Annotated in this window: 25 protein-coding genes and 1 tRNA gene; 3 read left to right on the plus strand and 23 right to left on the minus strand. The window is 47.9% G+C overall.

Translation table 11 applies throughout. From position 1 onward, the window contains the following. Positions 1 to 90: 90 nt before the first annotated feature. From MHI42_RS13955 to MHI42_RS13965, 3 genes are all read right to left on the minus strand, one after another. Positions 91 to 510, minus strand: a complete 420-nt coding sequence (locus MHI42_RS13955; RefSeq protein ID WP_342424178.1) for a thiol-disulfide oxidoreductase DCC family protein — start codon at positions 508 to 510, stop codon at positions 91 to 93. Between the two features lie 105 nt (positions 511 to 615). Then, a complete protein-coding gene (locus MHI42_RS13960) occupies positions 616 to 894 on the minus strand; it encodes a hypothetical protein (protein WP_171717818.1) in 279 nt (92 codons plus the stop codon). 283 nt (positions 895 to 1177) lie between these two features. Then, the gene (locus MHI42_RS13965) at positions 1178 to 1597 is read right to left on the minus strand and encodes an organic hydroperoxide resistance protein (RefSeq protein WP_042140820.1); all 420 of its coding nucleotides are present in this window, start codon (positions 1595 to 1597) and stop codon (positions 1178 to 1180) included. Between the two features lie 187 nt (positions 1598 to 1784). Here MHI42_RS13965 and MHI42_RS13970 point away from each other — a divergent pair, with 187 nt between their 5' ends. After that, a complete protein-coding gene (locus MHI42_RS13970) occupies positions 1785 to 2264 on the plus strand; it encodes a glutathione peroxidase (protein WP_342424179.1) in 480 nt (159 codons plus the stop codon). 134 nt (positions 2265 to 2398) lie between these two features. On the opposite strand, the gene MHI42_RS13975 is transcribed toward MHI42_RS13970, so the two are convergent. From MHI42_RS13975 to MHI42_RS13985, 3 genes are all read right to left on the minus strand, one after another. Further along, positions 2399 to 3292 carry a polysaccharide deacetylase family protein gene (locus MHI42_RS13975; protein WP_342424180.1) on the minus strand — a complete coding sequence of 298 codons (894 nt, stop codon included), beginning with the start codon at positions 3290 to 3292 and terminating at the stop codon, positions 2399 to 2401. A 141-nt stretch (positions 3293 to 3433) separates the two neighbouring features. After that, positions 3434 to 3516: transfer RNA gene (locus MHI42_RS13980), tRNA-Leu, on the minus strand. A 119-nt stretch (positions 3517 to 3635) separates the two neighbouring features. Further along, positions 3636 to 4004, minus strand: a complete 369-nt coding sequence (locus tag MHI42_RS13985; protein WP_342424181.1) for a helix-turn-helix transcriptional regulator — start codon at positions 4002 to 4004, stop codon at positions 3636 to 3638. A gap of 149 nt (positions 4005 to 4153) precedes the next feature. On the opposite strand from MHI42_RS13985, the gene MHI42_RS13990 reads away from it, so the two are divergent. Together MHI42_RS13990 and MHI42_RS13995 are read left to right on the plus strand one after the other, a co-directional pair. Then, entirely contained in the window at positions 4154 to 4351 is a 198-nt protein-coding gene (locus MHI42_RS13990) for a Rha family transcriptional regulator (protein WP_076242814.1), read from the plus strand. A gap of 36 nt (positions 4352 to 4387) precedes the next feature. Next, positions 4388 to 5032 carry a PAS domain-containing protein gene (locus MHI42_RS13995; RefSeq protein ID WP_342424182.1) on the plus strand — a complete coding sequence of 215 codons (645 nt, stop codon included), beginning with the start codon at positions 4388 to 4390 and terminating at the stop codon, positions 5030 to 5032. A gap of 19 nt (positions 5033 to 5051) precedes the next feature. Here MHI42_RS13995 and MHI42_RS14000 read toward each other — a convergent pair whose 3' ends face one another. From MHI42_RS14000 to MHI42_RS14080, 17 genes are all read right to left on the minus strand, one after another. After that, positions 5052 to 6044, minus strand: a complete 993-nt coding sequence (locus tag MHI42_RS14000; RefSeq protein ID WP_342424183.1) for a hypothetical protein — start codon at positions 6042 to 6044, stop codon at positions 5052 to 5054. Further along, on the minus strand, positions 6041 to 6478 hold the full coding sequence (locus tag MHI42_RS14005) for a DUF3788 domain-containing protein (RefSeq protein WP_342424184.1): 438 nt from the start codon (positions 6476 to 6478) through the stop codon (positions 6041 to 6043). Before MHI42_RS14005 ends, MHI42_RS14000 begins: the two co-directional genes overlap by 4 nt. Before the next feature lie 858 nt (positions 6479 to 7336). After that, on the minus strand, positions 7337 to 7780 hold the full coding sequence (locus MHI42_RS14010) for an SMI1/KNR4 family protein (RefSeq protein ID WP_340988763.1): 444 nt from the start codon (positions 7778 to 7780) through the stop codon (positions 7337 to 7339). Positions 7781 to 7799: 19 nt separating this feature from the next. Continuing rightward, positions 7800 to 9893 (minus strand): deaminase domain-containing protein, encoded by a 2094-nt coding sequence (locus MHI42_RS14015; RefSeq protein WP_342424185.1) that lies wholly within the window; start codon positions 9891 to 9893, stop codon positions 7800 to 7802. 106 nt (positions 9894 to 9999) lie between these two features. After that, positions 10000 to 10299 carry a WXG100 family type VII secretion target gene (locus tag MHI42_RS14020; RefSeq protein WP_342424186.1) on the minus strand — a complete coding sequence of 100 codons (300 nt, stop codon included), beginning with the start codon at positions 10297 to 10299 and terminating at the stop codon, positions 10000 to 10002. Positions 10300 to 10488: 189 nt separating this feature from the next. Next, a complete protein-coding gene (locus MHI42_RS14025) occupies positions 10489 to 13725 on the minus strand; it encodes a DUF5704 domain-containing protein (RefSeq protein ID WP_342424187.1) in 3237 nt (1078 codons plus the stop codon). 158 nt (positions 13726 to 13883) lie between these two features. Then, complete coding sequence (locus MHI42_RS14030) at positions 13884 to 15104, minus strand: S-layer homology domain-containing protein (RefSeq protein WP_342424188.1); 1221 nt, start codon at positions 15102 to 15104, stop codon at positions 13884 to 13886. A gap of 40 nt (positions 15105 to 15144) precedes the next feature. After that, a complete protein-coding gene (locus tag MHI42_RS14035; protein WP_342424189.1) occupies positions 15145 to 16074 on the minus strand; it encodes a hypothetical protein in 930 nt (309 codons plus the stop codon). Between the two features lie 37 nt (positions 16075 to 16111). Then, positions 16112 to 16663: a hypothetical protein gene (locus MHI42_RS14040; RefSeq protein WP_342424190.1), complete on the minus strand. Its 552-nt coding sequence runs from the start codon at positions 16661 to 16663 to the stop codon at positions 16112 to 16114. Between the two features lie 15 nt (positions 16664 to 16678). Beyond that, positions 16679 to 17041, minus strand: a complete 363-nt coding sequence (locus tag MHI42_RS14045) for a hypothetical protein (RefSeq protein WP_342424191.1) — start codon at positions 17039 to 17041, stop codon at positions 16679 to 16681. Further along, a complete protein-coding gene (locus tag MHI42_RS14050; RefSeq protein WP_039306329.1) occupies positions 17038 to 17583 on the minus strand; it encodes a hypothetical protein in 546 nt (181 codons plus the stop codon). Before MHI42_RS14050 ends, MHI42_RS14045 begins: the two co-directional genes overlap by 4 nt. 24 nt (positions 17584 to 17607) lie before the next feature. After that, complete coding sequence (locus MHI42_RS14055; protein ID WP_342424192.1) at positions 17608 to 18105, minus strand: hypothetical protein; 498 nt, start codon at positions 18103 to 18105, stop codon at positions 17608 to 17610. A 59-nt stretch (positions 18106 to 18164) separates the two neighbouring features. After that, positions 18165 to 18665, minus strand: coding sequence for a hypothetical protein (locus MHI42_RS14060; RefSeq protein WP_342424193.1), 501 nt, complete (start codon positions 18663 to 18665; stop codon positions 18165 to 18167). 13 nt (positions 18666 to 18678) lie between these two features. Beyond that, positions 18679 to 20760 (minus strand): hypothetical protein, encoded by a 2082-nt coding sequence (locus MHI42_RS14065; RefSeq protein ID WP_342424194.1) that lies wholly within the window; start codon positions 20758 to 20760, stop codon positions 18679 to 18681. Further along, positions 20757 to 22604, minus strand: coding sequence for a Flp pilus assembly complex ATPase component TadA (locus MHI42_RS14070; protein WP_039306340.1), 1848 nt, complete (start codon positions 22602 to 22604; stop codon positions 20757 to 20759). The genes MHI42_RS14065 and MHI42_RS14070 overlap by 4 nt, the downstream gene beginning before the upstream one ends. Beyond that, the gene (locus MHI42_RS14075; protein WP_342424195.1) at positions 22597 to 23427 is read right to left on the minus strand and encodes a hypothetical protein; all 831 of its coding nucleotides are present in this window, start codon (positions 23425 to 23427) and stop codon (positions 22597 to 22599) included. Before MHI42_RS14075 ends, MHI42_RS14070 begins: the two co-directional genes overlap by 8 nt. Before the next feature lie 2 nt (positions 23428 to 23429). Beyond that, positions 23430 to 24008: a hypothetical protein gene (locus MHI42_RS14080; protein ID WP_342424196.1), complete on the minus strand. Its 579-nt coding sequence runs from the start codon at positions 24006 to 24008 to the stop codon at positions 23430 to 23432.

Consider the following 24008-nt stretch of genomic DNA (forward strand, 5'->3'; position numbering starts at 1 on the left):
GAATTCATTTGCGTCAAAATATCCTGCAACCCAAAAAGCAGTGCCGCCCCTCAGAGGACGGCACTGCTTTTTATTAAACCCGGTTTCCCGCTACAGGAATCTCCGCTTCAGATCCGGTGACGGGAGCAGACACTGCTCATCCCGGCCGAACCAGCGGTAGCGGTTCCTTGCCACAAGCCTGTACAAGGCGTTACGCAGCGGTTTCGGCACCAGGATGAACACATATGCGAGCGGCCACGGAAACCGCAGTCTGCGGGCAATCCGCAGCACTGCAGCCGACTCTGTATAATAGCTGTCGTTCTCCACCAGCACCACTGTGTTTAACTGATTGCCGGGCAGGCTGCCAGCCCTCAGCAATTCCTTGGCCGCCTCACTCTGCAAGGAGGCGAACATGAAGTTCGCCCGGGGATCACGGGGAACAATGAACCGGACCAGCCCCTGGCACAGATGGCAGACTCCATCAATCAGCACAATGGATTTACCCTGCCTTTCCTTGTACTCTTCAGCCACTTCGCCGCCCCCTTCCTCTTAAGCATAGTGTACCCTTCATATCCACTTCTGAAAAAATCAAAAAACGCGGGATAGCTCCCGCGCCTACAACGTCCGTACGTGTAATTATTCAGCAATTGCCTTGTTAATCCACTCGTCCCCGAGCATTTGCCCTTCGAAATCAGCTGTGAAGGAATCCATGCATCTGCAGATGAAATCTTTGCGGCATACCGGACATGGCGTCTTGAGCAGGCGGCTGATGTTCGTCATTTTCCATTCCGGAAACCGATTGTAGAACGCGCGGCACTCCGTTCCGTCAGCAAGCTTGATAATGAACTCGTACAATCCTTCCTTATCATTGCTGCTGGCTTTGGTCACATTCGTAATATTCGGTCTGTAAGACATCTTCATCACCCATTATTTAAATTTTTGGTAGTTAATAGCACACGCGACATTAACAGATACTTAGACATATTAAAGAATTTCCGGGGTGATGTCAACCAAACAGCAAGCTCGCGCCCGCTATTTATTGCACTTCTAACCTTCTCCGACTCTATTTAGCCATTATTCCCAGCTTTGTTCATTCCTACCCGTTGTTTCTGCGGCTCCACATAGTATAAGACCGAACAACGGCTGTCCGGCCTTATATTGGAACATATCATTTTCAATGATATAACTTCACCATACCTTACAGTACGTTCAGTTCAACCTCAATATTTCCGCGGGTCGCCTTCGAGTACGGGCAGAAATCATGAGCTTTCTTCGCCAGATCTTCCGCTACAGACCGTTCAATACCCGGCAGCTTCACATCCAGTTTAACCGCAAGCTTGAAGCCTCCGTCGCTCTCGTCCTTGCCAATCAGCACGTTGGAAGTGATCTCCACATCCTGCAGCTTCACGCCCTCCTTACGGGCAATGTTGGCTAGCGCACTCTCATAGCAGGCACCATATCCTGCCGCGAACAGCTGCTCAGGATTCGTACCGGCACCGCCGGGACCGCCAAGCTCCTTCGGAATTTTGAGGTCATGCTTAAGGGCTCCATCCGATGATTCCACTGAACCCTCGCGGCCCCCGCGAACGGTTGCTGTAGCTGTATATAACGCCTTCAGTTGCACTGCAGTCATCTTTGATCTTCTCCTTTTTCAAGCGGATTTTGTACCGACACATACCTTTAACTTAAACATCCCCTGCATTTTGAAACGATTATGCAATGTTGTCACAACCTGGAGGGTTGCTTCTGACGGTGAATAGTGTACAATTAAATTGTGATAAATCAATGTACGGGAGGAATTATCCATGAGTGTCTATGATTATGAAGCCAACACCCTTAGGGGCCAGGAAGAATCACTCTCCAAATACAAAGGCAAAGTACTGCTCGTCGTGAACACAGCCAGCAAATGCGGTTTCACTCCTCAATATAAGGGTCTCCAGGAAGTGTACGATAAATTCAAAGACCGCGGATTCGAAGTTCTGGGGTTCCCCAGCAACCAATTCGCCAAACAGGAGCCGGGCGAGAGTGAAGACATCGCCGAGTTCTGCGAGATTAATTATGGTGTAACCTTCCCTATGTACGAGAAAATCAATGTCAACGGCAATGAAGCCCATCCTTTATTCAAATATCTCTCCAAAGAAGCACCCGGCGTACTCGGCTCCAAGAGCGTTAAATGGAACTTCACTAAATTCCTGGTGGATCAGGAAGGCCGCGTGCTCAAGCGGTTCTCACCGCAAACCACACCGGACCAGATTGAAGCAGACATCGCCAAGCTGCTGGAGTAGAGCGACCTAATTCATCTGTCTGCCGCAAAATACAAACACCCTTACTGCCCGAATGAATGCCGGGTGTGAAGGGTGTTTTTTTCATCATAAGCTCACCGGTAACTGCCTGGAATTAGCCCGGCGCAAGCCTTGCCTTATCTAGCCAAGCGCATCTGTTCACGTACGTCCTTCCAGGATATCAACCGGATTTCTTCGTCCACCAGCAGCTGTCTGAATTCCTTGTCCATACATAAGTTATATTCCATTTCTCTTTTGGCCGAAGAGGGGGTAAGGGTGCGCATTTCAGCAGTGTCCCTTGAAGGATGCACGACCAGCTCCGTTATTCCAGCTTTCATTTCTTGGATGGCCTGCGATAATTGGCGCCCCACATCAGGATAACCCTCCCCCTGCTCCTGCTCATAAGGCAGAATGATTAAATCATCAATCAGCGGAATTCCCCGGCGGTCTGCCGAATCAATTCTCTTCTGGAACAACTCCCGCATCTGCGGAGATAAAAAAGACTGGTTCACAATGTTCCGGGGCAGCTTGAACGGCAGCCGGTATTCCTCACACAAGTCGAAGGCCAGCTCCAGAAAATCGCGTCCGCCCGCCAGTCCCAATAGACTGCCCTCATGACTGTCCAGATGTGTCGGATCAATCCCCATTCGTATGGCGGCTTCGAGCTGATTGCGTACTTCAGTCCTGACTGCTTCTTCAGCAGCCTGATGCTCCACTTCAGCTGATGTCCCCCAAAAGTACCCCTCTTGAGTCATTAACGATTGAACCCTTCCATCTCTCGTCACCGGCCCCCACTTATACTGCGGGAAACTGGAAGTAAGCGTAAGATGCACACCGATATTCGCTTCGCGGTTATGTGTGGCATAGTCAGCTGCCTGCTTAGCCCAGGACCCTGGCATCATAATCATAGCCGAAGTAATGGTTCGCGCCTCCCACAGCTCCATAATCGCCGCATTCATAGAATGGCACATGCCGAAATCATCCGCAGTAATAATCAAATAGCGTCCATTCGGACACCGTCGCTTATTCAAGTCTTCACTCCATTCCTTATGCACAATCCTCATCCCCTTCCTATTTGACTTCACTCCATGCAGTTGCAAACCCAAATAAACAGCAAAAAACCTGAAGTCCCTTATGGATAAGGAATTTCAGGTTTCTGCTGTTACATGTTATGCGGTAGAGAGGACTCGAACCTCCACGGGTATACACCCACTACCCCCTCAAGATAGCGTGTCTGCCATTCCACCACTACCGCGCGGTGTGTACAAATGTTAAAGCTTTGTTTGAGGCCAACATTCAATATTATAAATCCATTGCCGTAAAAAGTAAAGATGCCCTTTTAAGAATTTTCACTCATGTCAGAGTATCGCTTATTTAATTAGAATTCCCATCATCCGCCTTGCGCTTACGGTACTCTGTAAATTCAATGTATTCCTTGATAAACTCCTTCTCTTTCTGCAGCAGTTCATCCGTTTGGCAATTCAATTGCCGTATTTGGCCAAAAAAATAATCCTCTCCGCTTTCTTTCACCGTGTCCACACTCCGCTTGCCCAGAATCAGCCAATCGAGGCTGACATTAAAAAATGCGGCGATCTCAATCAGCTTATGCGTGCCGGGCGTCGACTTGCCCCGCTTCCAGTCTCCCATGTTGCCGGTGCTGATATTCAGCTGCTCACAGAAAGCTTTCTTCGTAAGTCCTTGCCGTTTGATGAGAGTTTCAATTCGTTCGTAAATGGAGTGCATTCGGTAACCCGCCTTCCGCCAAAATGTTTTTATACGTAAAAACGTTATTTTTTATTGTAAAATGACGTAAAAAAGTATATAATTAACTATTATTATGTCTTTTCCTAATTATAACATAGCGGCTGGATAGTCGATAAGAGGTGAGTGATCTGAACAGCAAACGACCTATTACTCCATATGGCTGGGCTATCAAACAACGTCTGACAGAACTGCATTTGGACCAGAAGAAATTCTGTGAGTTACACGGCATCCCACCCTATCGGCTATCCAACCTGATTCACGGCACACGTAAAGCCGACCGCTACCGCCGCCAAGTCGCCGAACTGCTGAACCTCCCGCCATCCTAGCTTGTCATTCCTGCACCACCCAAGGAGCGATTACCATTGCCGGACAGTATCTCTTCTTCCATCATTCAATCCCTGAATGCCATGAAGCATAACTCGCTGGTAATCGGCAGCACTGGAGACATCCGTTTCGCCAGCGATCACTGGGAAGACTTTAACCGGCTGTACGGCTTCTCAAGTGCTGGGGACTGGCTCGGATTAAATGTGCTGGAGCTGTTTCGGCAAAAGCTGGCTGATCCGGACGGGATGGTGAAGCTGGAGCAGCTGCTGTGTGATATTTTCAAGGGAATCCGCCTTGCCTCAAGTGTTGAACTGACTCTCCTGACCGGCAATGGCGGCAGCAGAATATTTCACCTGGATATCTTCCCGCTCCTTACTGAACAACAAGCACCCGCGCATCAGACTGCCGTCCTTACACTGCGAGATATTGGACCTCCCCCTAATGCAGAGGAATCTGCCGGTCCTGCCCTTGTAACCCAGTGCCCCAGCGTCGTCCATCTACACCCAAGCCCCCAGCTCGTGCCCATCTGTGCAGCCTGCAAATCAGTCCGCAGCAGCCAGGAGGAATGGATTACCATTGAACGTTTCCTGAAGCTGCAGCTCTCTTTACAGTTCACCCATGATATCTGCCCGGACTGCATCCGCGAGCTGTACCCGAAATACGCCGCGGCTCTGAAGTGGTGAATCCTGTTAATAAGCTCTGTTAGCGAGGCCTTGCCAGAATAATTAACTCTCCATCCCATTCGGGAATAAACAAGCGGTTGTTATAATAGTCAAGACTACAAATTTTGGGCAGCTGCAGATCAAGCGGATTTATACATATAGCTGAATCATTATTGTAGGAAGGGATCCTTGGGGTACGGCCAGCAATCGTGGTTATCCGCCCCGTTTCCCGTTCGACCATTCGAACCACATGATTTTGAGTGTCACCAATGAATAGATTACCTGCTTCATCAATCGCCAAAGACCAGGGCCCATCGAAGTGATCATCCGGATTAGTTCCGAAGGTTGCCTCTAATGCCGGGCCGCCATCTCCGGAATAGCCACCTGTCCCCGTACCCGCTACCCGTGTAACTACATCACATCTAACATCAATCATCCGTACGCAATAATTCCCGCTATCCAGAACATAGATATTGCCATCTGGCCCGCGCCGCAGATCAAAAATCCAATTAAACTGCACTTCATCCCTTGCCGCCTTATCCTGCGCAAACCCTGGTACACCGTTGCCAAAAGTGGTAAGCAGCTGGCCTTCAAGGTCGAACTTGTGCACTCTGCATCCGGTCACCTCATTAATCCACAAGAAACCGCCCGGGTCATACTCGCAGTTGCCGATATCCTTCAACCCCCATACGTCTCCGGCGATCAATAGCTGCGAACTGCCTGTAAAGTGATTGATCCGGAATATCTTGTTATTCCCGCTGCTTACAACCATGATCGTATCTGAATCTATTGTAGTCACATAAGTGGGATTAGCCAGATCAACATGGATATGCCGGACTCCAGCCCTCACCGGTGACTTTCCGGCCGTCCAGCTGAGCGCATTGCTGCTCACGCTTATTCTCCCCAGCCAATGTGTATCCTGATCCAGTATGAACCGGTTCCCCTGCCCGTCGTGAAAACCGAAATGACAGTATCCGTCGATAATTGTGCTCCGCTCTTCAAAATGCAGAATACGTTCAACCGTCCAGTTCATCGGCGGACTCTCGCTTTCCTCTTGATCAGAATCATCCTTTGGATATCCTCAAGCTGCCCGGCAGCTTCGATCCTTATCCATAACCATTTCCCGTCATGATACTGGGCTGCAGAATCATACACGGAGCGGAAAGCGTCGCTGAACTCTGTACATCTGTCCGGATACCCTTCAATCTCCTTTTTTCCAAGAACAAGCAGGACGGTAAATCCTTTTTTCTCCGGGAACATGTTAAATAGGGTTTTTCCGCTTTTACGGTACCTGACGTTCCAGCCGTAATTCTTGCCGCCGTAATTCCATTCGGCTACATGGTCGTAATGCTCCTCTGCAAAGCTCATTAATTGAACCCAGGCATCCTTCGCCTCACTTCCAAGAGATGAATACAGCTCGTCTTCCGTTGGCATTTGGTTTTTATCGGTATACCGGTCACTATTCATACCTACACTCCCCTGAATTTATGATTCAAAGCAAGCATTAGCAGGCTGTCATTACGGGTATTGTAGCATTATATTGCAAAAAAACGGAAACCCTTATCGCTAAGGATTTCCGTTCTTCATAGCTTGATTCAATTCCGAAGGAATACCTTGCTGTGACAAATATACCCCAGATTAAACCAGTAGTGTCCGTTAGGCTCAATACCAATCGTCCTTTACGAGTCCCCCTGAAAGTCGACAAGGCCTCGGTCAAGCCCCACCGCTTCTGAATCGGTACTTCTTGTCGGTTCCAGCCTTGAAGCAGTTACAGGCGTGCCATTCCGGTTCTGAAGCCCGGATGGATATCGTGACGAGACCAAGTCTGATGGGGTGACCTACGAGCGCCCCGCAACGAATAAGCCCGGACGTGCCGACCGCCGAAAAAGGGGGAGGCAAACAAACTCAAAGAGTTGTTTACGACGCGTACGGCCGACTTTTAAACCCGTTTCGGGAAATGAAGCAAGTCACTGGAGTTTTCGCGCTCAAAACCGTATAAGATGAACAGGATCAGCATCGGATTGAACAAACGATTCAAGCAATCGAGTGTTTTGTCATGTGTCAGTGCATGGGACTGCTGCAGTTAATGCCTTGCGCTAATCCAGCCTGACGCCAGCGTTGTTTTTCCCTATTTGCGTACGCCGTCTCATGCCGTGGTATCCAAGGCTACCGTCGCTCCTTTATTTACACAAGTCTATTTTTCGCAAGTTTGCTCAACATCCTCAATTATCCACAACGAAAATAATTAAGTCCAATGAGAATACGTCCAATATTGACGAGGATTCGCTGGCTTCTAAGAGCTATAGAAGTTTTCACTGACCAATATTAGTCATACAATGAAATTAAAAATTCTGAAAGCGTATCACTAACTTTCTTGAAATCAGTAAGATCAAGACTTTCATCATAAAGATACACTGGTGGATTATCACCCTCATCCAAATTAAAATACCAGAACATATATCCTTGATGCATCATAAATACAAACTGATTGTCTGTTAATTTTTTCGGAAAATTATTTTCATCCAAAAGTTCAACTGCCCATTCCTTAAGTTCTAATATATACTTCATTGAATAATCTGTACCTGTCAAAAACTCAATCCCATTACCTGCTCTATACATAAACTCTAAATAAGTTAAGGGGAGTTCTTTTGTTGGAATTAGGTCCTTCAATTTTAAAATATCATCTTCATTGCAAGATTTCATTGGATATAAATTTCCTTCTAAGGTCGACAAGAAACTCCTGATACCACCGTCTTTTAAAAAATCCATTCTAAATTCCCTCCAAATTTTACTCAACTAAGATTTGAACTCTAGTAATTTTGATATTCGGAAAATCCATTTGGAATTGATCAACAATATCATTGCAACTTCGACAAATAGTCTTATATGAAATAATCTCGATGTTGCCTTCAACATTAGGATTGTTTTTGAACCTTTCTCTCAAATATTCTATCATTTTCTGTTCTGTATCATTCAACCTTCCATTATTATCTGACCCTCTATATTTATAATGATTTTCAGGTGGTTTAGGATAATTGTCTTTGTGGTACGGATTTTTCGGATCATACCCACTCATTGATTCCAAATTAATTGGTTCACCATTTATTTCACCCTTAGTTACAGCGACATTTTTGCTTTTTCCTGCATTAAATCTTTTCCTAACATCATCAATTAATTTCTCCTCTTGCTCGGTCGCTTCTCTAAAAGCTCTGTTGACAGAACCACCTTCACCCGTCCCCCCACTCCGAACCTCCTCAAGCTCCTTCGCCTTCTCATCGATCCCCGCCTTGCCCTTGGCGGTGCCATCCACCTCTTTAAACTCCACTTCACGAATAGACCCGTTCACAAGCTTCTTTACACTGGACAGCCCTTTGCTCACGGCGGTGAATAACGCATCTCCTGCTCCGGCTATTGTCGTGTTCACACCTACAGAGATTAACCGCTCTCCCACGCTTTGCTTCCCATCATCCCGGTAATCATTGATCGCGTCCATGGTTTCTTCAAGAGTTCCGCTGATTGCTCCGGCTACCATGGATTTGAGTAAGGTAGGCGAGAACTTACCTACCACACCTGGCGTCTTCACTGCGCCCAAGAACTTCCAGGGCAGGCCGATGCTAATGAAGGTTCCGGCTATTTGTCCCGCTTTTTTTCCATACGGATCGTCCATTGGATTGACATAGCCTTCTGGCATTGGACCTGCAATCCAGTCCCCCAGCATCCTTGGGAGTCCAAATGCGGCCGTGTTAATGGCTTGGACCATCATATTGCTTCCGCCCACCAGGATATTCGCCACGGTCTGGTTCCCGACTCCGCTTCTCACCAGACGGTCATGATCTGCTGTTTCCTTATCCAGCTTTTTATAATACGCTTTGAGCTCATCATACCTCCGGTCCTGCTCCTCGACCGGTAAGGTGAACCAGTACGTTTCCTTCAGCCGCTCGATCACCACAGGATCGTTCCGGTTCAGGATATCCGCTTCTGACACGCTGTTACGCGGGTCTACCGGCCCTATCGTTGCTTCCGGTTGGATCAAGGCCAGCTGCTGCTTCGCCCACTCCCCCTGTATTCCCGGCTCCATCGCCATCCGCAGCAAAAGCGCATATTCTTCCTTCTCCAGCAGCGGTACGCTTTTGTCTGTAATGCTCGGATCGTAGTCACAGGCTTTGATCGCTGACTGCTTGTAATATCCGCTGAGGTCCTTCCCGGGCTGATACTGGACTTCGCTTATCCCCATCGACTTCAGCTTCTTGCGCGCTTCTTCTGCCTGCTGATGTGCAGCCTCCATTTGTGCCTGATTGCCAAAGGTCTTATACACCTCGTAGGCGGTCTGTGACTTTCCAATCTGCTCCCGTGCTTCGTAAATCTCTTTCAGCTTCATCTCCGCGGCCAGTCCATCGATGCTTACCAGGCCTGACTGCTGAATTATTCCCCGCAGCTTCTGCACCACCGGATCGCCGCTCCATTCATCCTTGGCACTCAGGATCGTTAACGTACGAACCAGGCTGGTCACGGCCTTCTGTGCCAAAAAGGGGATAGAAAGTGGACCGAATGACCCGCCGCCTCCCATGCTTCCGAATAACCCTGCCAGTACACCCAGTTGCTGGCTGAGCTGACCTGCCTTCCGTTTATTCTCGGCTTGAACACTCTGGACTCCCTGGACGGCACTGCGTATCAGATCCTCTAGCCTCTCAGCTTCGCTGGTTAATTCCTTAATGAGTACTTGGGCCTTTAGCAGTTCCTGACCCAGCGGGATACCACCCCAGTCCGAGGCTTTTCCCTTGAACTGCAGATACAGGCGATTTGTGTCCTGGCTGACCAGTCCAATCTTCGTCCGCAGGCGCTCTACTTCATCGACATTAAACAATAATTTCGTCGTCGCCATAGCTTCCCCCTGCCAATTTCTAATAAAATCAGCTATGCAGCATGCTGCATAGCTGATTGCATTCTTATGTAGTGGGGCTCTTGCTGTTTATTGGATAAAGAAAATCCTAGAAGCTTTTGTTCTGAGCGTTTTTAATTTCTCTAGAAAGAGTTTCATAACTAGTCGAAACATTTTTCATATGAGTTCCAATATTCTCAAGAGCCTGGCCAAATGCAGTAAAGGTTTTATCCATTCCTTTCACCTTTTCCGCAAACTCTCTTGCGGCGGCATCCTCCCAGATACTGTTCAGCGTCGTCGCCGTAGTCGTAATTTTTTTCATTAAATTATCGTATTCTCCTTTTTGTCTTATGATATTGTCTGCCACTGATTTCAAACCATCGTAATTTACCGTTACTTTGTCTGCCATTATAAATCGCTCCTTATAAATCATATTTTTATATAAAAATGAACTTGAAAAACACAGTTATAAACTTGCGAAAATTTCAAGTCCATTAGTATAGCTCTGGTTCTGCATAATTTATTTATCGGTCTAAAGCGTTGATAATTTTATATTTTATTCCTTTTAAAGAATTTTTTACCTTAACTTAATTCAGGTTCATTTTCCCTGCCCCTGATAGTCATTCCGCACAGAGAAGTCTGATTCGAACAGAATAATATCGCCGGAGGAAAAAGAAAACGGATGTCCCATTTCATCAGTGTCTGCTGTCATCTGGCCTTCAATCGCCCACATATTGGCTTCAGGCGCTTTGTAGCCCAGAATGCGGGTGCCGGCATCACTATTTTTGACCGTATAAATTTCGAACTTCACCAGGATATAGCCGCCGGTAATGAACTCCTGTTCATGGCCGTCCAGTGCGCCTCCATAATGATTCGCCAAAGTCACAATGTTAGTTCCCTTGGGCAGGATGTAAGGAGCTATCGGCAGGTTGTATTCCCCGTACCAGTGCTGCACGCTGCGTACTGCGGCAATGGGGTTTACTCCATTCGGAATATTCGTAGGACCGACTAAGGTACGCGATGTATAAGGCAGAATTTCCAGGTTATAGCCTTCGGAAATCTCGGTTTTGCGCTTTATATACTGCTCGTAGAACTTCAGCCAATTCGTTTGCCCCCGCTCCGCCTCCGTGAGGATATAGTTATACTCATAGCTGGCCGCCGTGGATAACTCACCGCCTGATATATTCCGCAGGCCATCGGCTAAGCGGTAGGTGCGGGTATAGCTCAGCTTGTCCTTCGGTGAGCCGACGCCGATCATCTTATTGCCCGAACCCGAGACGTCATAGTACAGATCAACGGGCGCTGCACTTCCTCCAGTCTTCGGAATAAAATAGAAGCTTGGCTCAATCCGGATTCCCTCTCCCGGCTGCCACAGATTCCCGATGGTCTGAAAGTCGAATAGAAACGAATAGCCGTTATGCGGAGTGGTCAATTGCTCCGTGGGATGTGAACCTTTGCGGATAGGGAGATGCCACTGTCTTTGTCCGCTTAAAGCCGTTGGTGCACCATTCTCATCATTGCCACCCGTATAATACATTGCGCTGCTATGGTCAAGGTTGCCCGTTCCCGTGCGGAATACTTTTTCAAACCGGAAATCCCCGATATCCCAGATCCGAAAATCGAACAGCCTGCCGACCACCCCGACATTAAAGCTCTCCGCTGCGCAGTAATTTGCCAGATTTCCGTTCAGATTTACCTGACACAACTCCGCCCCGTCTGACGGTGCATTGATTGCCCAGGACTGTGTATGAATGGTATAGTCCCCTTCGTTAACCCAAGTCGGCATGGTAAAGTTCATGTACGGTGTACCGACAGGGATATTGATCCAGGTGTTTTCCGGGTAATACTGCCCCTCTTGGAACACATCGAACGGAAACTGGATGCGTTTGTTCTGCGTGTACTTGCCATAATCCCGGTTGCCGTAGCCGGGAATGTTCAGGTGCTGCCCGCTCTCTGTGAAATGAACAGTAAAGGGCCGGTCCAGAATCAGCACCGTCCGATCGTAATCCGGGTCCATCCGCTGGTCGTAAGGACGGTTATCATCCGGGAGAAGCGAATAGTTGACGACTGGTGTGTGTACGGTGATGGAGTTAATTCCATTGATCGGATACGACTGGTCTCCGCGTCCCTCCACATTCTCGGGCAGCATCGTGTAAAATATTGAACCAGAACTGCCCGCATTTGCGCGGTTGAGCAGACTCCGGTTAATCATCAACTGGCCTTGATAAAGTACATCGCCTCCGGTATCCTGCGGATCGGCAATCCTTCCTGGAACGGGCCCGGTCTTTGTAGAGACAGTGTCATCCATAATTATCTGTCCGTTGAATACCAGCCGGTCATTCTGCACCTTTGGATCGTTCGTTTGCGATTCTGCAAGACTCTTAAGCTCATCTGTATCGTCAACATCGCTCGGGCTTGGTTCATGGTCCCCGCCATCGACCACCTCCGGCGTAAACGATAGGGTTCCTGTCTCTTGCGGAACAACATGCTCTTCCACCACAGTACTGTTGGCGAGTTCAACCGCCGGAGCATTATAGTTGTTAGGGTAAAGTGTGACCGACCCTCCCGGCAGGGCATAGTTCTCCATCAGCGCCCGGTCGATTTGATAGACGGATAACTGATCGATCTGCCAGTACGCATATTCTCTAGGCGTCAATTCAAAGGTATAGGTTTTGTCAAAGGATGATTCTTTGGGAAGCGGATCTTGGGGTATCGGGTCTTCCCCCTCTTCTCCCGGAAGATCCGGCTGCGCTTCCTCCCATTTAGTAGGATAGGTAACATCCACACTGCAGGAATAGCGTATCTGCCCTGCCATATTGGCAAAGGTATGTTCAAACAAATAATTCTTTCCCCAAGCATTGGCGTATAAATGATCTGAGGTAGGAATTCCAGTCGGTGCATCAAAGTGTATCCCATTCGCTGCATCATCACCCAGAATGACCCCGCTCGCTGCCGGGTCCATAAATGATGCTTGCGGAGCCGCAATCTTGTTCGGAGGTTGAATGGTGTAGGTGCATTCGCCTGAGCCTGAGCCTTCTCCCCCGCCTACGGTTATGGTAGCAGTTCCATATAGAAAATAAGGTCCCTTTTTCCATTGTGCCGTAATATGCGCTGTCCCCGCTGCATTGGCTTTAACCTTTCCATACTGGTCTACACTCGCAACCGCTGAATTATCAGAACTCCATACCGTGCCCTCTTCGGTTTCTTCGTTAAATGGAAACACAGTAACATCAAACCAATTATTAGAAAACTGGGTCATTGTTACACTCATCGTTCTAACTTGCGCTTGCATATTTTTTGTTTCGTTAATTTGTAAGTTAGCATTTTGGAGTACACGCATTTGTTTCTTTTCAACCACATATCCCTTGAAGGCCACATCCATAAGAATTTCGTATTCAGCTATATATTTAGCGGGACCACTTCCTTCATTGTAACTCTCTCTATTGGTGTAAGGATTCGGGAAACCGGTAATAACTTTTATATTCGCATTCAAGGATCCTGCTTGAAATTCCGGATTAGCTCCTACAGCTTTATAACTATGTAAGGTCCTCCAGCGCATCTCATAAATACTGAGGTTATTGATATACTCTTTCTGAAAGGCATTTCCTAGTTCATCTTGCATTGAAACGGGAGCATAAATGCCCATATCTAAAGAAAAATCGGTTTGTTTCTCATTAGGAACTTTCTCACCGGCTGAATTAACTGTACTAGTAGTAGTTATAGTTGTAGTTCCTCCGTTATAGCTAGCTGTCCAATCACCTGAATCATGCTGTACCCATACAACCTTTGGATTTGCCTCAGCTAGCCCCTTGACCTCAACTTTAACTGCTTGCATACTTGCAGGTCCTTGTGGCGTAATCTCTAACCCTTGTGCCACTTCCGGATAACCACCTGTAAATTCATTATTTTGTGCTTTTGTAGAAATAGGATTCAAAAAGCATATAATAATAACCAGAGTTAGTAGTGGTAACCATCTCCTCACTATCCCCCCTCCTAATCATTCCCAACTTCAATGTCGAGCTTTGTACCATCGTCAAAATCTACCCATCTAGGAAATTCATTTATTTCCCATAATAAGTTGACCCATAGGGTTACACCGCTCTTTAAATAGAAATCATATGATGGAGTTCTCGGTATCATTGTGTAGCCGAATTTCTCAGGCAACTTATTCTCGCTGTACATTCCCACGAGTAAAGAGGGCGCTCCTTCATAATAATTACTAGCATAAAATTTTTCTTTAGTGGGATATATTGTGATTTCAGCAAATACTCTGTACATCCCCTTATTATCTATCCGTTGGAATTTATAATTCTTATCTACAAATAATGGCCCATAAATCCCCCTTATATTTGTAAAGTCTTGTGAATCCACCACAATAATATTTTTCACAGTCATACTTCCGGATTTGTTACGGAAAGTATACTTCTTCCCTATGATTCCATTGACGGAGGTACCAGCACGAGTTCTAAACGGACTAATGCTCTCCATATTTGTCCGCTCGGTTCCCACTTCCCGCAATTCGTTCAACCCTACAAAACTGCTTGCCTCCTGCTGGCTAACCTCATTCAAACGCAGCAGAATAGCGGATGCTTCAGCGCGGGTCGCCTGCTTGGTTAATCCAAATGACCCATCAGGATAGCCGCTCATCAGCTTGGTCCCCAGAGAAACCGCAATATATGGAGCTTGGGATTGTGGAATGCCCGGTTTAAAATATTCTTTTACCGGTAGCACCGTTGTAACCGTATCCTGCAAAGCTTGCTTATAATCTGCGTCACCTGCCGCAAGTCCGGACACCATCCACTTGGCAATTTCCATACGTGTAATGGGTGTGCTTGGCTTGAACCCGTTAGGATAGTCACTCAGATTAACGTAACCCAGCGATACCGCCCGATTAACTTCTGCCTCACTCCAGTGGCCTGCCAGATCCGCAAAAACATTCGTTTGAGCGTTCTCTGTCTGTGTCCTCGTTGCCCTAGACAATAACGCCGCGAACTCTGCACGCGTTACAGTACCATTCGGTTTAAAAGTGCCGTCGGCGTATCCTTTGAAGTAACCACTTTTCACTGCCGTATCGATAGCCTCTTTAGCCCAGTGCCCTTGAATGTCCGTAAATGTAGCAGACTGCTCTGCTGCAAGCACCGGACGACTCTGCACCAACAAACTTGTGCATATCATAGAAACAATCAATAGACTGTTAAGTATTATTTTTTTCATTATGTCCCTCCTCTATTGAATTGAACTCATTCATTTCCCTTCACCTAACCGCACAATCCTCCACATAATACCCTTTCCTCGCAGCCTCCTCCGGATCGAACAGGCTCTCAATGACATTCGCTCCGGCAGGCAAGCAGCTTTCACCGTAGGCCGTACGCCTGCCTGCTGCATTCCGGGTTCCGATCAGCACCTTGCGCCGCATGACAGCGCCGCTGCCGAGGGAATAAGCATCCAGCAGCTCTCCGCCGGGAAGCGGATAGCCTTGTATAAAAGCCATCATCCCCACATCCTGTATCGACTGCTCCTGAAGACCGCGCGGCAGTGTGAACTGGATGGATATGCCCATCCGCTTCACCAGCTCCAGGTGCCTGTTAATGGCCGTGGCCAGATCCTGTTCGACCAGTGAAGTGATCGTGCTCTGGCGGATCTCACGGAATAGCTCAAGTGAGTTGATAGGTGCGAGACTCGTCTCTGCAGCCAGCTCTCCATAATCTCCCTCATAGAATTTATTGGTCCCAGTGTCGTATACCCGTGCGTTATCGTCCAAAGTGAAATAGAGCAAGTTATTATTCCGAAGCTTGTAGTAGTAGGGCCGTTCCGGCCAGCTGACAGGCTTAAGCTCCTTCTCTCCTCCATTACTGGCTGTATCATCGAGCGTAACCAGCGTATATCCGCTATAACCGAACATCACAAGGGCCGGCATATGCATTTTCAGATTGTTCAATTCAGTCCTATTATTCTCCAGTCCGAATTTCAGCGCCAGGTTACTGTAGAACACACTCAGCACATCCTGATCCAGCTTCAGCTGGCGTTCCCGGCCATAATGGACTGCCGTTATCGTCGGCTGCATTTCCAGCCGGGACAGATAGTCTCCGGCATCATCCACTGCGGCCTGAAAATCATCGGAATAACGTTTGTACTGGTCTTCATTAAAGACCCGGAGGTCTTCTCTAGTATCATTAATAAGCACTAGCGGTATTACCAGAATCAGAAAAACAAGCACTACACTAAGGGGCTTCACTTCGCACCATTCCCCCGTACTTCAAATTGAGCGGAATCAGCTCACTATGGAATAACATGGACCGCATCCGCGAAGCCAGTGTCGTCCCTGCGGATTCCACCCGGACATTGAACAGATCACCGACATGCATGGTGAACCTTCTGCCGGGAGCATCTGCAGCAAGCGAAGCTGCTGATCCAGGATACAGGATTCCCAATATATCCTTGTTAAAATATCCGTCATACCTGACACTGAAGCTGTTCTGGAAGGTGGAATAATCATCAGGATTGGTGTACAGAGGCTCCAGATTCTTTTTGAAGTATTCCATTTGAACATCGAATACCGCATATGAAGCATCCAGCGTATGAAGAAACCTCTCATAATCTCCGACATCCACATACCCTTTGGCACGAACCGTATCTACGAACTCCACCACAGCCGCATTCGCTGCAAGCTTCGTATTCCTCTCTACTACCTCTGATTGGCGGAAGGCCGGGTAGACTCCAAATACAAAGGCCAGCAGAATCACGATAATTACACCTTTTAGCGCATCTGCCATGCGGCTCCTCCTTTCTCAGCGGGCAGCAGAGATTTCCGTAACCATCTCATTAGTCCGCGTAACCCTTAGCTCATAAGCAGCGCCAGGCACTCCCCGCAGATCCACTGCATCAAGGTCTGTTTCTTCATTAAATACAATGCCGTCTATCACTAAAATGTAATCCCCTTCGAGTGCCTGAGGAATCATACCGATTAGCTGCTCTCCTGAGACTTTCTTCAAATCACCGGTCCCTGTATAGGGGGCTAATGCAACTGTAGCCTGCTCCGGCCGACTGGCCTGAACAGTGCTGTCAGCTTCCAGGCGCAGAAACGTAAAGCCGCCAATTACGAACATGATCCAGGCAAATAGGGTTAGCAGGAATTGGGTAGCGGTTTTCATTTGCCGGCTTTATTCTGATCAAATTCGATTAGTCGGACTTCACCATTCTTGTCCCTGAATACGTTAGCTTTAAATGCAGACTGTGTGTTTACATTGCAATTATCATCATTGGGAACATCGTTATCGCTTAAATCCAGCATCTGGGACACACTATAATCCTTAAGGCCTGAGTTATCACCAAAGTGAAACTGCACTTCAGTTTCTCCTTTATCTTCTTTCTTTGTTGGGAGAGCATAATAGGTGGCATATGTATTACTCGCATGAAATCCTTTTTTGTTCACTCCAGTTTTTATAATAATGGAGAATTGTGGCCGCCCCTTATATTTCATAGCGGCATTAATTACATCCTGTCCTGAGACATCCTTATTATCATAGCTGTTGAACTCTGCCTGATTAATCATCTGGGTCTGGGCCAAGGTCTGTTCTTGCGCGCGAATGAAGTAATTATTAATCACCAGATAAATACTCACTCCTGCTGCGACGATCAGAATAGTGACAATAATACCAATCACCCATTTCAGCCCGGTTGAAATATTCTCCATGACATTCTCTCCTCACCTTGGTTTCTAGTTCTGAGTAAATACAATCAGCCTGACTTCATCATTCTGATCCCGGTAAATAGTAGATTTGAACCGGCCAAGTGTATTGACTGTACAATTATCATCATTTGTTATGTCCAGCATTTCAGATACGCTTTGCTCTGGGCCCCCATCTGGATCTGATAATTCCACTACACCACCCTCTGCAGGCTCTATATAATAAGTATCATAAGTATTCTCCGCATAAAACCCATCTGTATTTTCCCCAGTCTCAATTTTAATCGCAAACTGCGGACGCCCCTTATACCGCATCGCCGCATTGATTACATCCTGGCCGGATACATCCTTGTTGTCGTAGCTGTTAAATTCTGCCTGATTAATCATCTGGGTCTGAGCCAGCGTCTGCTCCTGGGCGCGGATGAAGTAGTTGTTAATGATCAGGTAAATACTTACACCTGCGGCGATGATTAGAATGGTAACGATAATGCCGATGACCCATTTTAGACCCGTTGAAATATTTTCCATGAAGTTCTCCTCCTCGCATTATATTGAAAGGTTGCTTCTATACTGTCAGTCCAACAGCACTACTGTGCCTGAAAATAAATAGCCGCAATCCGCTCGTTCTTGTCTTTGATCAGCTTAGCCCTGTACCTGGATTGGGGGCTTATGTAATACGAACCGGATGCGTCCGAAATATCCTCATCGGTCCGGCTATAACTGGTGCCTTCCTTGAACTCCCCGTTCGAATAATTAAAATTACGGCAGGAGCCCTCCCCGCTCGGATTCATACTAAATTCCCTGGATGCATCCTGACCGTAGACATAAGCTCTTTGAACATAAAGGCAGAAGCCCGGTTGTGACTCATAGCGGCGGTAAGCCGTAAGAATCTGCGAGCCGCTGACCAGCTGATTGTCGAAGGCGGAATATTGCTGCTCCGACAACGCCCTCGCCTGTGCTGCTGCCTGGCTGTTCGCAAGCTCAACCACAGGCTGTGTTTTCCCCCACAGGAACAGGCCGGAGGATATAATGGCCAGCGTAATCAGAATCGAAATGGTAGTTTTCAAAAAGCTTGCTATATTCTCCATGCCTGTAGCTCCTTCACATTTTGCCGGTCACAACAGTCAGGTCGCCCAGCTGCTGGAAGGCCATATAGACGAAGGGAAGCAGTAAATATAAGGTGAACGTTGCCTGCATCGGCAAGAACCCGAACATTTTGCCCAGTGTACTTTTCCTGCTGATTACCTTCTCGTAGTGCTCCTTGCGCTGATCCATCGCGAACGCTCTTTCGGCATCCATATCATCGAATGCTTTTTTTACCGGAATCAGATCAGCAGCAACCTGCAGGCGGTCAGCCAGCCGTTCCAGGGGAACAAAACGCGCATCCTCCTTCAGCTTCTCAATGGCATCCCAGCCTCCCGCTTCATAATCCAGCATGCAGCGCAGCAGCTGCCGCTCAAAGATATAACTGTAACGATGCAGCCATTCTATAATTTCATACACGCTGATATTTGGAAATTGCGACAGCATCATCGACAGCGTATTGAAGCCGTCCACCTCATTCTGCATTTCCCATTTCCGCAGCTGGGTGCGGATAATCAGGTAAGCATCCGGGAGGAAGAAGCCTGCCGCAGCCAGCCCAAATGCCAGCAGCAGCTCATACCATTTGTAATATTCCCGGTGGTATTGCTCCACTCTGTTCATCAGCTGCTGCGCATAGGCATTCTGGTCCAGACTGGACTGAAGAAACGGCTTATGCTCGGCCTGCTCCTGAATATACAGCAGCATCTGATCCGGTGTAATATCTTTCGCTACCAGCTCTCCGATCAGCGACTGCTCGAAGGCATAACGTTCCTCACTGAGCATCTTCTGGGATTCCGTCTGATTCCCGCCAGTCGTAATCAGTACATTGGGATGGAGGAGGTTATGCCTGATGTTCGCATGGATAGAGAACTGAATAATCACTACGAGCAGGAATATGCCCACTGCAGCCAGAGTCTTCTGTAAATAGTAGGCATGATGGGAGAGGCCGGAGTTGGCATCCTTCAGAACACCCGCTACCTTAAAGTGGACGGGTTCATGCTCTTCCGGAGTAATCCGGTCCGTTACTCTGTAGACCCACTTGTTCTTCAATAGCCGGTTTAACCACTTGCCTTCATCCTTAATAGCCTGCGTATCCTCATCAACACCCTTCAGAATCCGCAAGGCAACGAACGATACAATAAACGTAATGTACAGCAGAATCAGTGAATACAATCCCCAAGCGGAATTATAATAATTAGTCACAATCGGAAACATGCTCTCTGCCCATTTACGGATCGGGTCCAGCATGAATACCGGTGACACCGCTACAAAGACAATCCCGTACAACAACCGGTCAATCCGCTCACGGCGGTTGATATCCATATGGATCTCTTCTCTGATATTGCCAAGCATGGACAGATAGATAGAGCGCTCGCCCTTATGAATATCCGCATCGCCATATTCACCTATCTTGTAGCTCACTCCGGCCAATTGCTTCATATACCGGTTAGGTGCAACCTCATAATACCGCTGCAGCTCATCTTCCGGGTCCACCGCTGCAAGAATGCTGGCAATCTGTCTGGCATGCATAGCCACCATAGGCTTGGAACGCTCTGCAGAATTCTCCAGGCTGACCTGCACCATATGTGTCTGATGATATTCATGGCGGATATCCAGAATCATGGAAGACTGGTCATACAGCATCTGCTTGGCCAGACGGCCAATGAAGAGGTCGCTTAGAATTCCTCCCAGATAAATGGAGACCAGCATAATGGTGGCACGGCTGACCCAGGAAGAAGTCCATAGGAAGGACAGCAGCGAGATCAGCAGAATACAGGCAACGATCATTAGAGTCAGTGCAGCTGCACGGCTTCTGATCATAATTTCATTTCCGGCATGAATTAAGGTGAGGCGGGACCGCATCCGGTGGAGCAGTTTTTTGATGACCGGAAGTTCATCCAGTACCGGATAAGTCTTATGAGCTTGTTCCAGCCATCTTTTGTCCTTGGTACGTGTAGGCAACAATGCCTTGAGGCGTCTTTGCTCCTGATATTGCGTACCCTTCAACTTACGCTGCACAATGCTGAGCAGGACAAGCAGGAGAGCCAGCAGGATGACGGATGTAACGAGAACAATCAGCACTATATTTTGCAGACTCATGCAGATTGCCCCCAGTACTTATCAATAAATGCAGTGAACTCCGCCGCATCATCCTCATCCATATTCTTACGCATTTCATCAATTTTCCGGCTGCTGATTGGATGCTTGACCACGTATTCTCCGGCTTCCCAGACAATGATATCCTTGTAATCATAAGAACGCCGGTCAGTCATCCGCCCGAAATATTCGGTCATGGTATCCATAAAAGCATCCAGCTTGTCCGTAATTTCCGCCCGCTCCGCGTAACTCCGCGGATATTCGAACTGAGGGTCGGCCGGAATAATCTCCGTAATCCGCTCAATGTAACGTTTGCCGGCTCTGAGCACCAGATGGACGTTGAAGCCCAGCGCCTCAACCACTTGCACTTCGGCAATTTTCTCATTGCTGAACGCTCCCGAGGCAATCAGGCTGTTGCGGAGTGCACTGACGAGATTCGCCAGTGTTTTGCCGTGATGGGTGAACAAGGTATACTCAGAGGCCACCTGGGCTGCCTGAATGACATAACTGACCACACTGTGAGTGGCGGCTTCGCCGACAATGTTAACCGCACCATCTGTTTTCTTTTGTACATCCAGCCCGTCCTGACCGCTGACCGAGGGCGTTTCCCGAAAAGAAAGGATATTTTTACCCGGATACATTTTTCTCGCCCAAATTTCAAAAGAGGTCTCCTGAATCCGGATATTCTTCGCATCAATATATTTGATTAGCGCTTTGAGCAGCGTTGTTTTACCCGATCCCTGTCTTCCTGTAATTGCAGTTACCTGATGACCAAGGATGAGGTAGACCAGCATATGAATAGCAAGCGGCGCACCCTGATCTTTGATCTGCTGGTCCAGTTCTACCAGTGAATCATTGAATTTGCGGACAAAGAACGCCCAGCTCTCGGCCATTTTGGGCCTCACCACCACGACACGGCTGCCGTCAGCCATATCGTTGATGATATAACCCTTGGATTCATTCAGCTGGCCTGGATTGCCGAAGCCGTAAATGTTCTGGCAGACCCGCTTCAGCTCCTTCTCGGAACCGAAGCTCAAGAATTCCAGATGAAGCGATTTCCCCCGGTAGAACGTCCATACCGCATCATAGGATTGCGGAATGAAATGCTGCTGTTTGGTGTATTCCAGAAAATCAGTGGTCTGCACGACATCCGGGGGCATCCCGCTTGTTCCGCCATTCACACCGTCGATATTCTGATCCCGCAGCTCATCAATGACCCCAAGACCTTTATAAATTTGATAGGCCCGTTGTACAATAATTTCAATCTTGTCCTGCATGGACAATCTCGGCTGCTCCGATTGATAGATGTGGCGGATCTGCTCTTCTGTAATCTTGTATCCCCGGGAACCGTCAGGCAGTCTTTGCAGAGTATCCAGACTATATTTGCTTACCATTACATTAAAGGCATCCTGCCCGTGATCTTTCTTGAAGACATGGAGCAGGATATCGAAGCAATCCTGTGAAGTCAGACGGCCCGCATGGCCGAAGCTGATGATCTTGTCCACATTTCCTTCATCCAGACCATAGGTCTGCACCAGCAGATCCTTCATGTACAGCTTGACATATTTCTTGGCTGATAAATCACCATGCATGCAGCTTCTAAGCGCCTTCTGCAATTCTCTGCGCCGTGCTTTGCGGCGGTTATATTCTTCTTCGCTCGGACTGCCTTCATAGAGGGAAGAGGCGATAATCTCCTCGAACGCACGTCTCAGAAACAGCACGATTTCATTCATATCGTATTTCAGCTGCACGGATGGCGGAGCCGAGTTTTTACGTCTGCCCAGCCATAAGAACAGGAATACTCCAATAATAATCAGGACTATGAATATCAGGATAAGATTAATCATTTGCAGCTTCCAATTCAGGCAAGGCGGATATTTCCAGCGTCTGAAGAATAAGCTGGCCCATCCCGCGCACTGCAGCAGTGAAAGATCCGTCTTCACTAAATTCCAGGAAACGGGTTCTGGCCTCCCTTGCTTTCAGCAGGAACGGCACAGTCCGGCGCTCATTCTGTGCATCCATGAAACCGGTATGATAAGGAACTATGCCGACAGCAGATTTTCCCAGCCGGTATTGTTTAATAATTCTTTCCTTATTCATCCTTGCGGTGCGCTCGTAGGCACCCAGGCAATAGAGTACTTGCTTGTGGCCCGGCACAGGCGATCTTCCGCTTGTCTCAAAGTAGGTGTTCAGGCTCACCTGATTTTGGCTCAGATTCACAACAACCAGATCCGCCTGCTCCATTACCAGTGATACCACTTCCGGGTCATCTTCGGCGGAGAGGTCCACAAACAGCAAATCATAAAATCTTCTGTAATCTTTGAAAATATGCGGAAGCAACAGCTTGGCCGTGTGCTTCTCTGTATTCAAAGATCCGCTTAACAGCTCCAGGCGGTCTTTAAGAATAGATTCCGCATGATCTCTTATCCCCTCGGGGGTAAGCATCCCGCACTGCACCAGCCGCTCAATGGCATCCATCCCCCCGGAAGTCGCCGCCTGAGCAGCCGCCCTCGTCTGAGAGAATACGTACTCAAGTACCCCTTGCTTCAAATGCGTGTGCGTCATCAGCACCCGGATATGATGATCCAGTGCAATCGTTGCCGCCACAACGGCCATATTTGAAGTTGTTCTCCCCTGCCCTCGGGCAGGCCCCCAAAACGCTACCAGCACCTTTACTCCCCCCGTTTCCTCGCATACTGCCATAGTTTCTTGATGTCATTCTTAGGCACATTGCCGATTTCAATTAAAAAATCATTTACAGCCCCGGCAAAATCCTTATCCACCTTAAGATTCACCCGTCCATCATGAACCCAGTCAATTCTCCGCTCTGCGCTGGTGATATAACTAATCTTGGAGGTGATTACCGGGTAATACCGGTCCACATATTTCAGTCCGAGCCCGCATTCCTCTTCGATAACCACCAGAAGGGCAGGCATATGCTTTTGATCCAGCAATTTATCCACATGTTCCATAGCCTGGCGCTCATAGCTGGTTGCAAACACAATCTGCTCATCCTCCAGTCCTTCCGGATAACCATGATGCCAGTCATACAGGACAATATCCGGTCTGTCAGCCACATCCGGCTCAGCATTCCGTATCTGTATACCGGATACTTCTCCATCGAAATATTGATAATGCCTGTGATTGTCCGAAATGATCATGACATCATTGTTGTAATAGCCTTTTAACAGAATAGCGGCTACCAGGATGAAATCATGTTTCTCGCAATCTCCGGCGACAACAATATTCAA

Source organism: Paenibacillus sp. FSL E2-0178 (assembly GCF_038593005.1).
Taxonomy (GTDB): domain Bacteria; phylum Bacillota; class Bacilli; order Paenibacillales; family Paenibacillaceae; genus Paenibacillus_AQ; species Paenibacillus_AQ phytohabitans.

Coding starts and splice junctions, on each gene's coding strand:
- MHI42_RS14065 (WP_342424194.1), bottom strand. CDS start 20,760: ATGAGTCTGCAAAATATAGTGCTGATTGTTCTCGTTACATCCGTCATC.
- MHI42_RS14040 (WP_342424190.1), bottom strand. CDS start 16,663: ATGGCAGATGCGCTAAAAGGTGTAATTATCGTGATTCTGCTGGCCTTT.
- MHI42_RS13960 (WP_171717818.1), bottom strand. CDS start 894: ATGTCTTACAGACCGAATATTACGAATGTGACCAAAGCCAGCAGCAAT.
- MHI42_RS14015 (WP_342424185.1), bottom strand. CDS start 9,893: ATGGCGACGACGAAATTATTGTTTAATGTCGATGAAGTAGAGCGCCTG.
- MHI42_RS14010 (WP_340988763.1), bottom strand. CDS start 7,780: ATGGATTTTTTAAAAGACGGTGGTATCAGGAGTTTCTTGTCGACCTTA.
- MHI42_RS14070 (WP_039306340.1), bottom strand. CDS start 22,604: ATGATTAATCTTATCCTGATATTCATAGTCCTGATTATTATTGGAGTA.
- MHI42_RS14000 (WP_342424183.1), bottom strand. CDS start 6,044: ATGAACTGGACGGTTGAACGTATTCTGCATTTTGAAGAGCGGAGCACA.
- MHI42_RS14055 (WP_342424192.1), bottom strand. CDS start 18,105: ATGGAAAATATTTCAACGGGTCTAAAATGGGTCATCGGCATTATCGTT.
- MHI42_RS13970 (WP_342424179.1), top strand. CDS start 1,785: ATGAGTGTCTATGATTATGAAGCCAACACCCTTAGGGGCCAGGAAGAA.
- MHI42_RS14025 (WP_342424187.1), bottom strand. CDS start 13,725: ATGCAAGCAGTTAAAGTTGAGGTCAAGGGGCTAGCTGAGGCAAATCCA.
- MHI42_RS14050 (WP_039306329.1), bottom strand. CDS start 17,583: ATGGAGAATATTTCAACCGGGCTGAAATGGGTGATTGGTATTATTGTC.
- MHI42_RS14005 (WP_342424184.1), bottom strand. CDS start 6,478: ATGAATAGTGACCGGTATACCGATAAAAACCAAATGCCAACGGAAGAC.
- MHI42_RS13985 (WP_342424181.1), bottom strand. CDS start 4,004: ATGCACTCCATTTACGAACGAATTGAAACTCTCATCAAACGGCAAGGA.
- MHI42_RS14045 (WP_342424191.1), bottom strand. CDS start 17,041: ATGAAAACCGCTACCCAATTCCTGCTAACCCTATTTGCCTGGATCATG.
- MHI42_RS14060 (WP_342424193.1), bottom strand. CDS start 18,665: ATGGAGAATATAGCAAGCTTTTTGAAAACTACCATTTCGATTCTGATT.
- MHI42_RS14030 (WP_342424188.1), bottom strand. CDS start 15,104: ATGAAAAAAATAATACTTAACAGTCTATTGATTGTTTCTATGATATGC.
- MHI42_RS14020 (WP_342424186.1), bottom strand. CDS start 10,299: ATGGCAGACAAAGTAACGGTAAATTACGATGGTTTGAAATCAGTGGCA.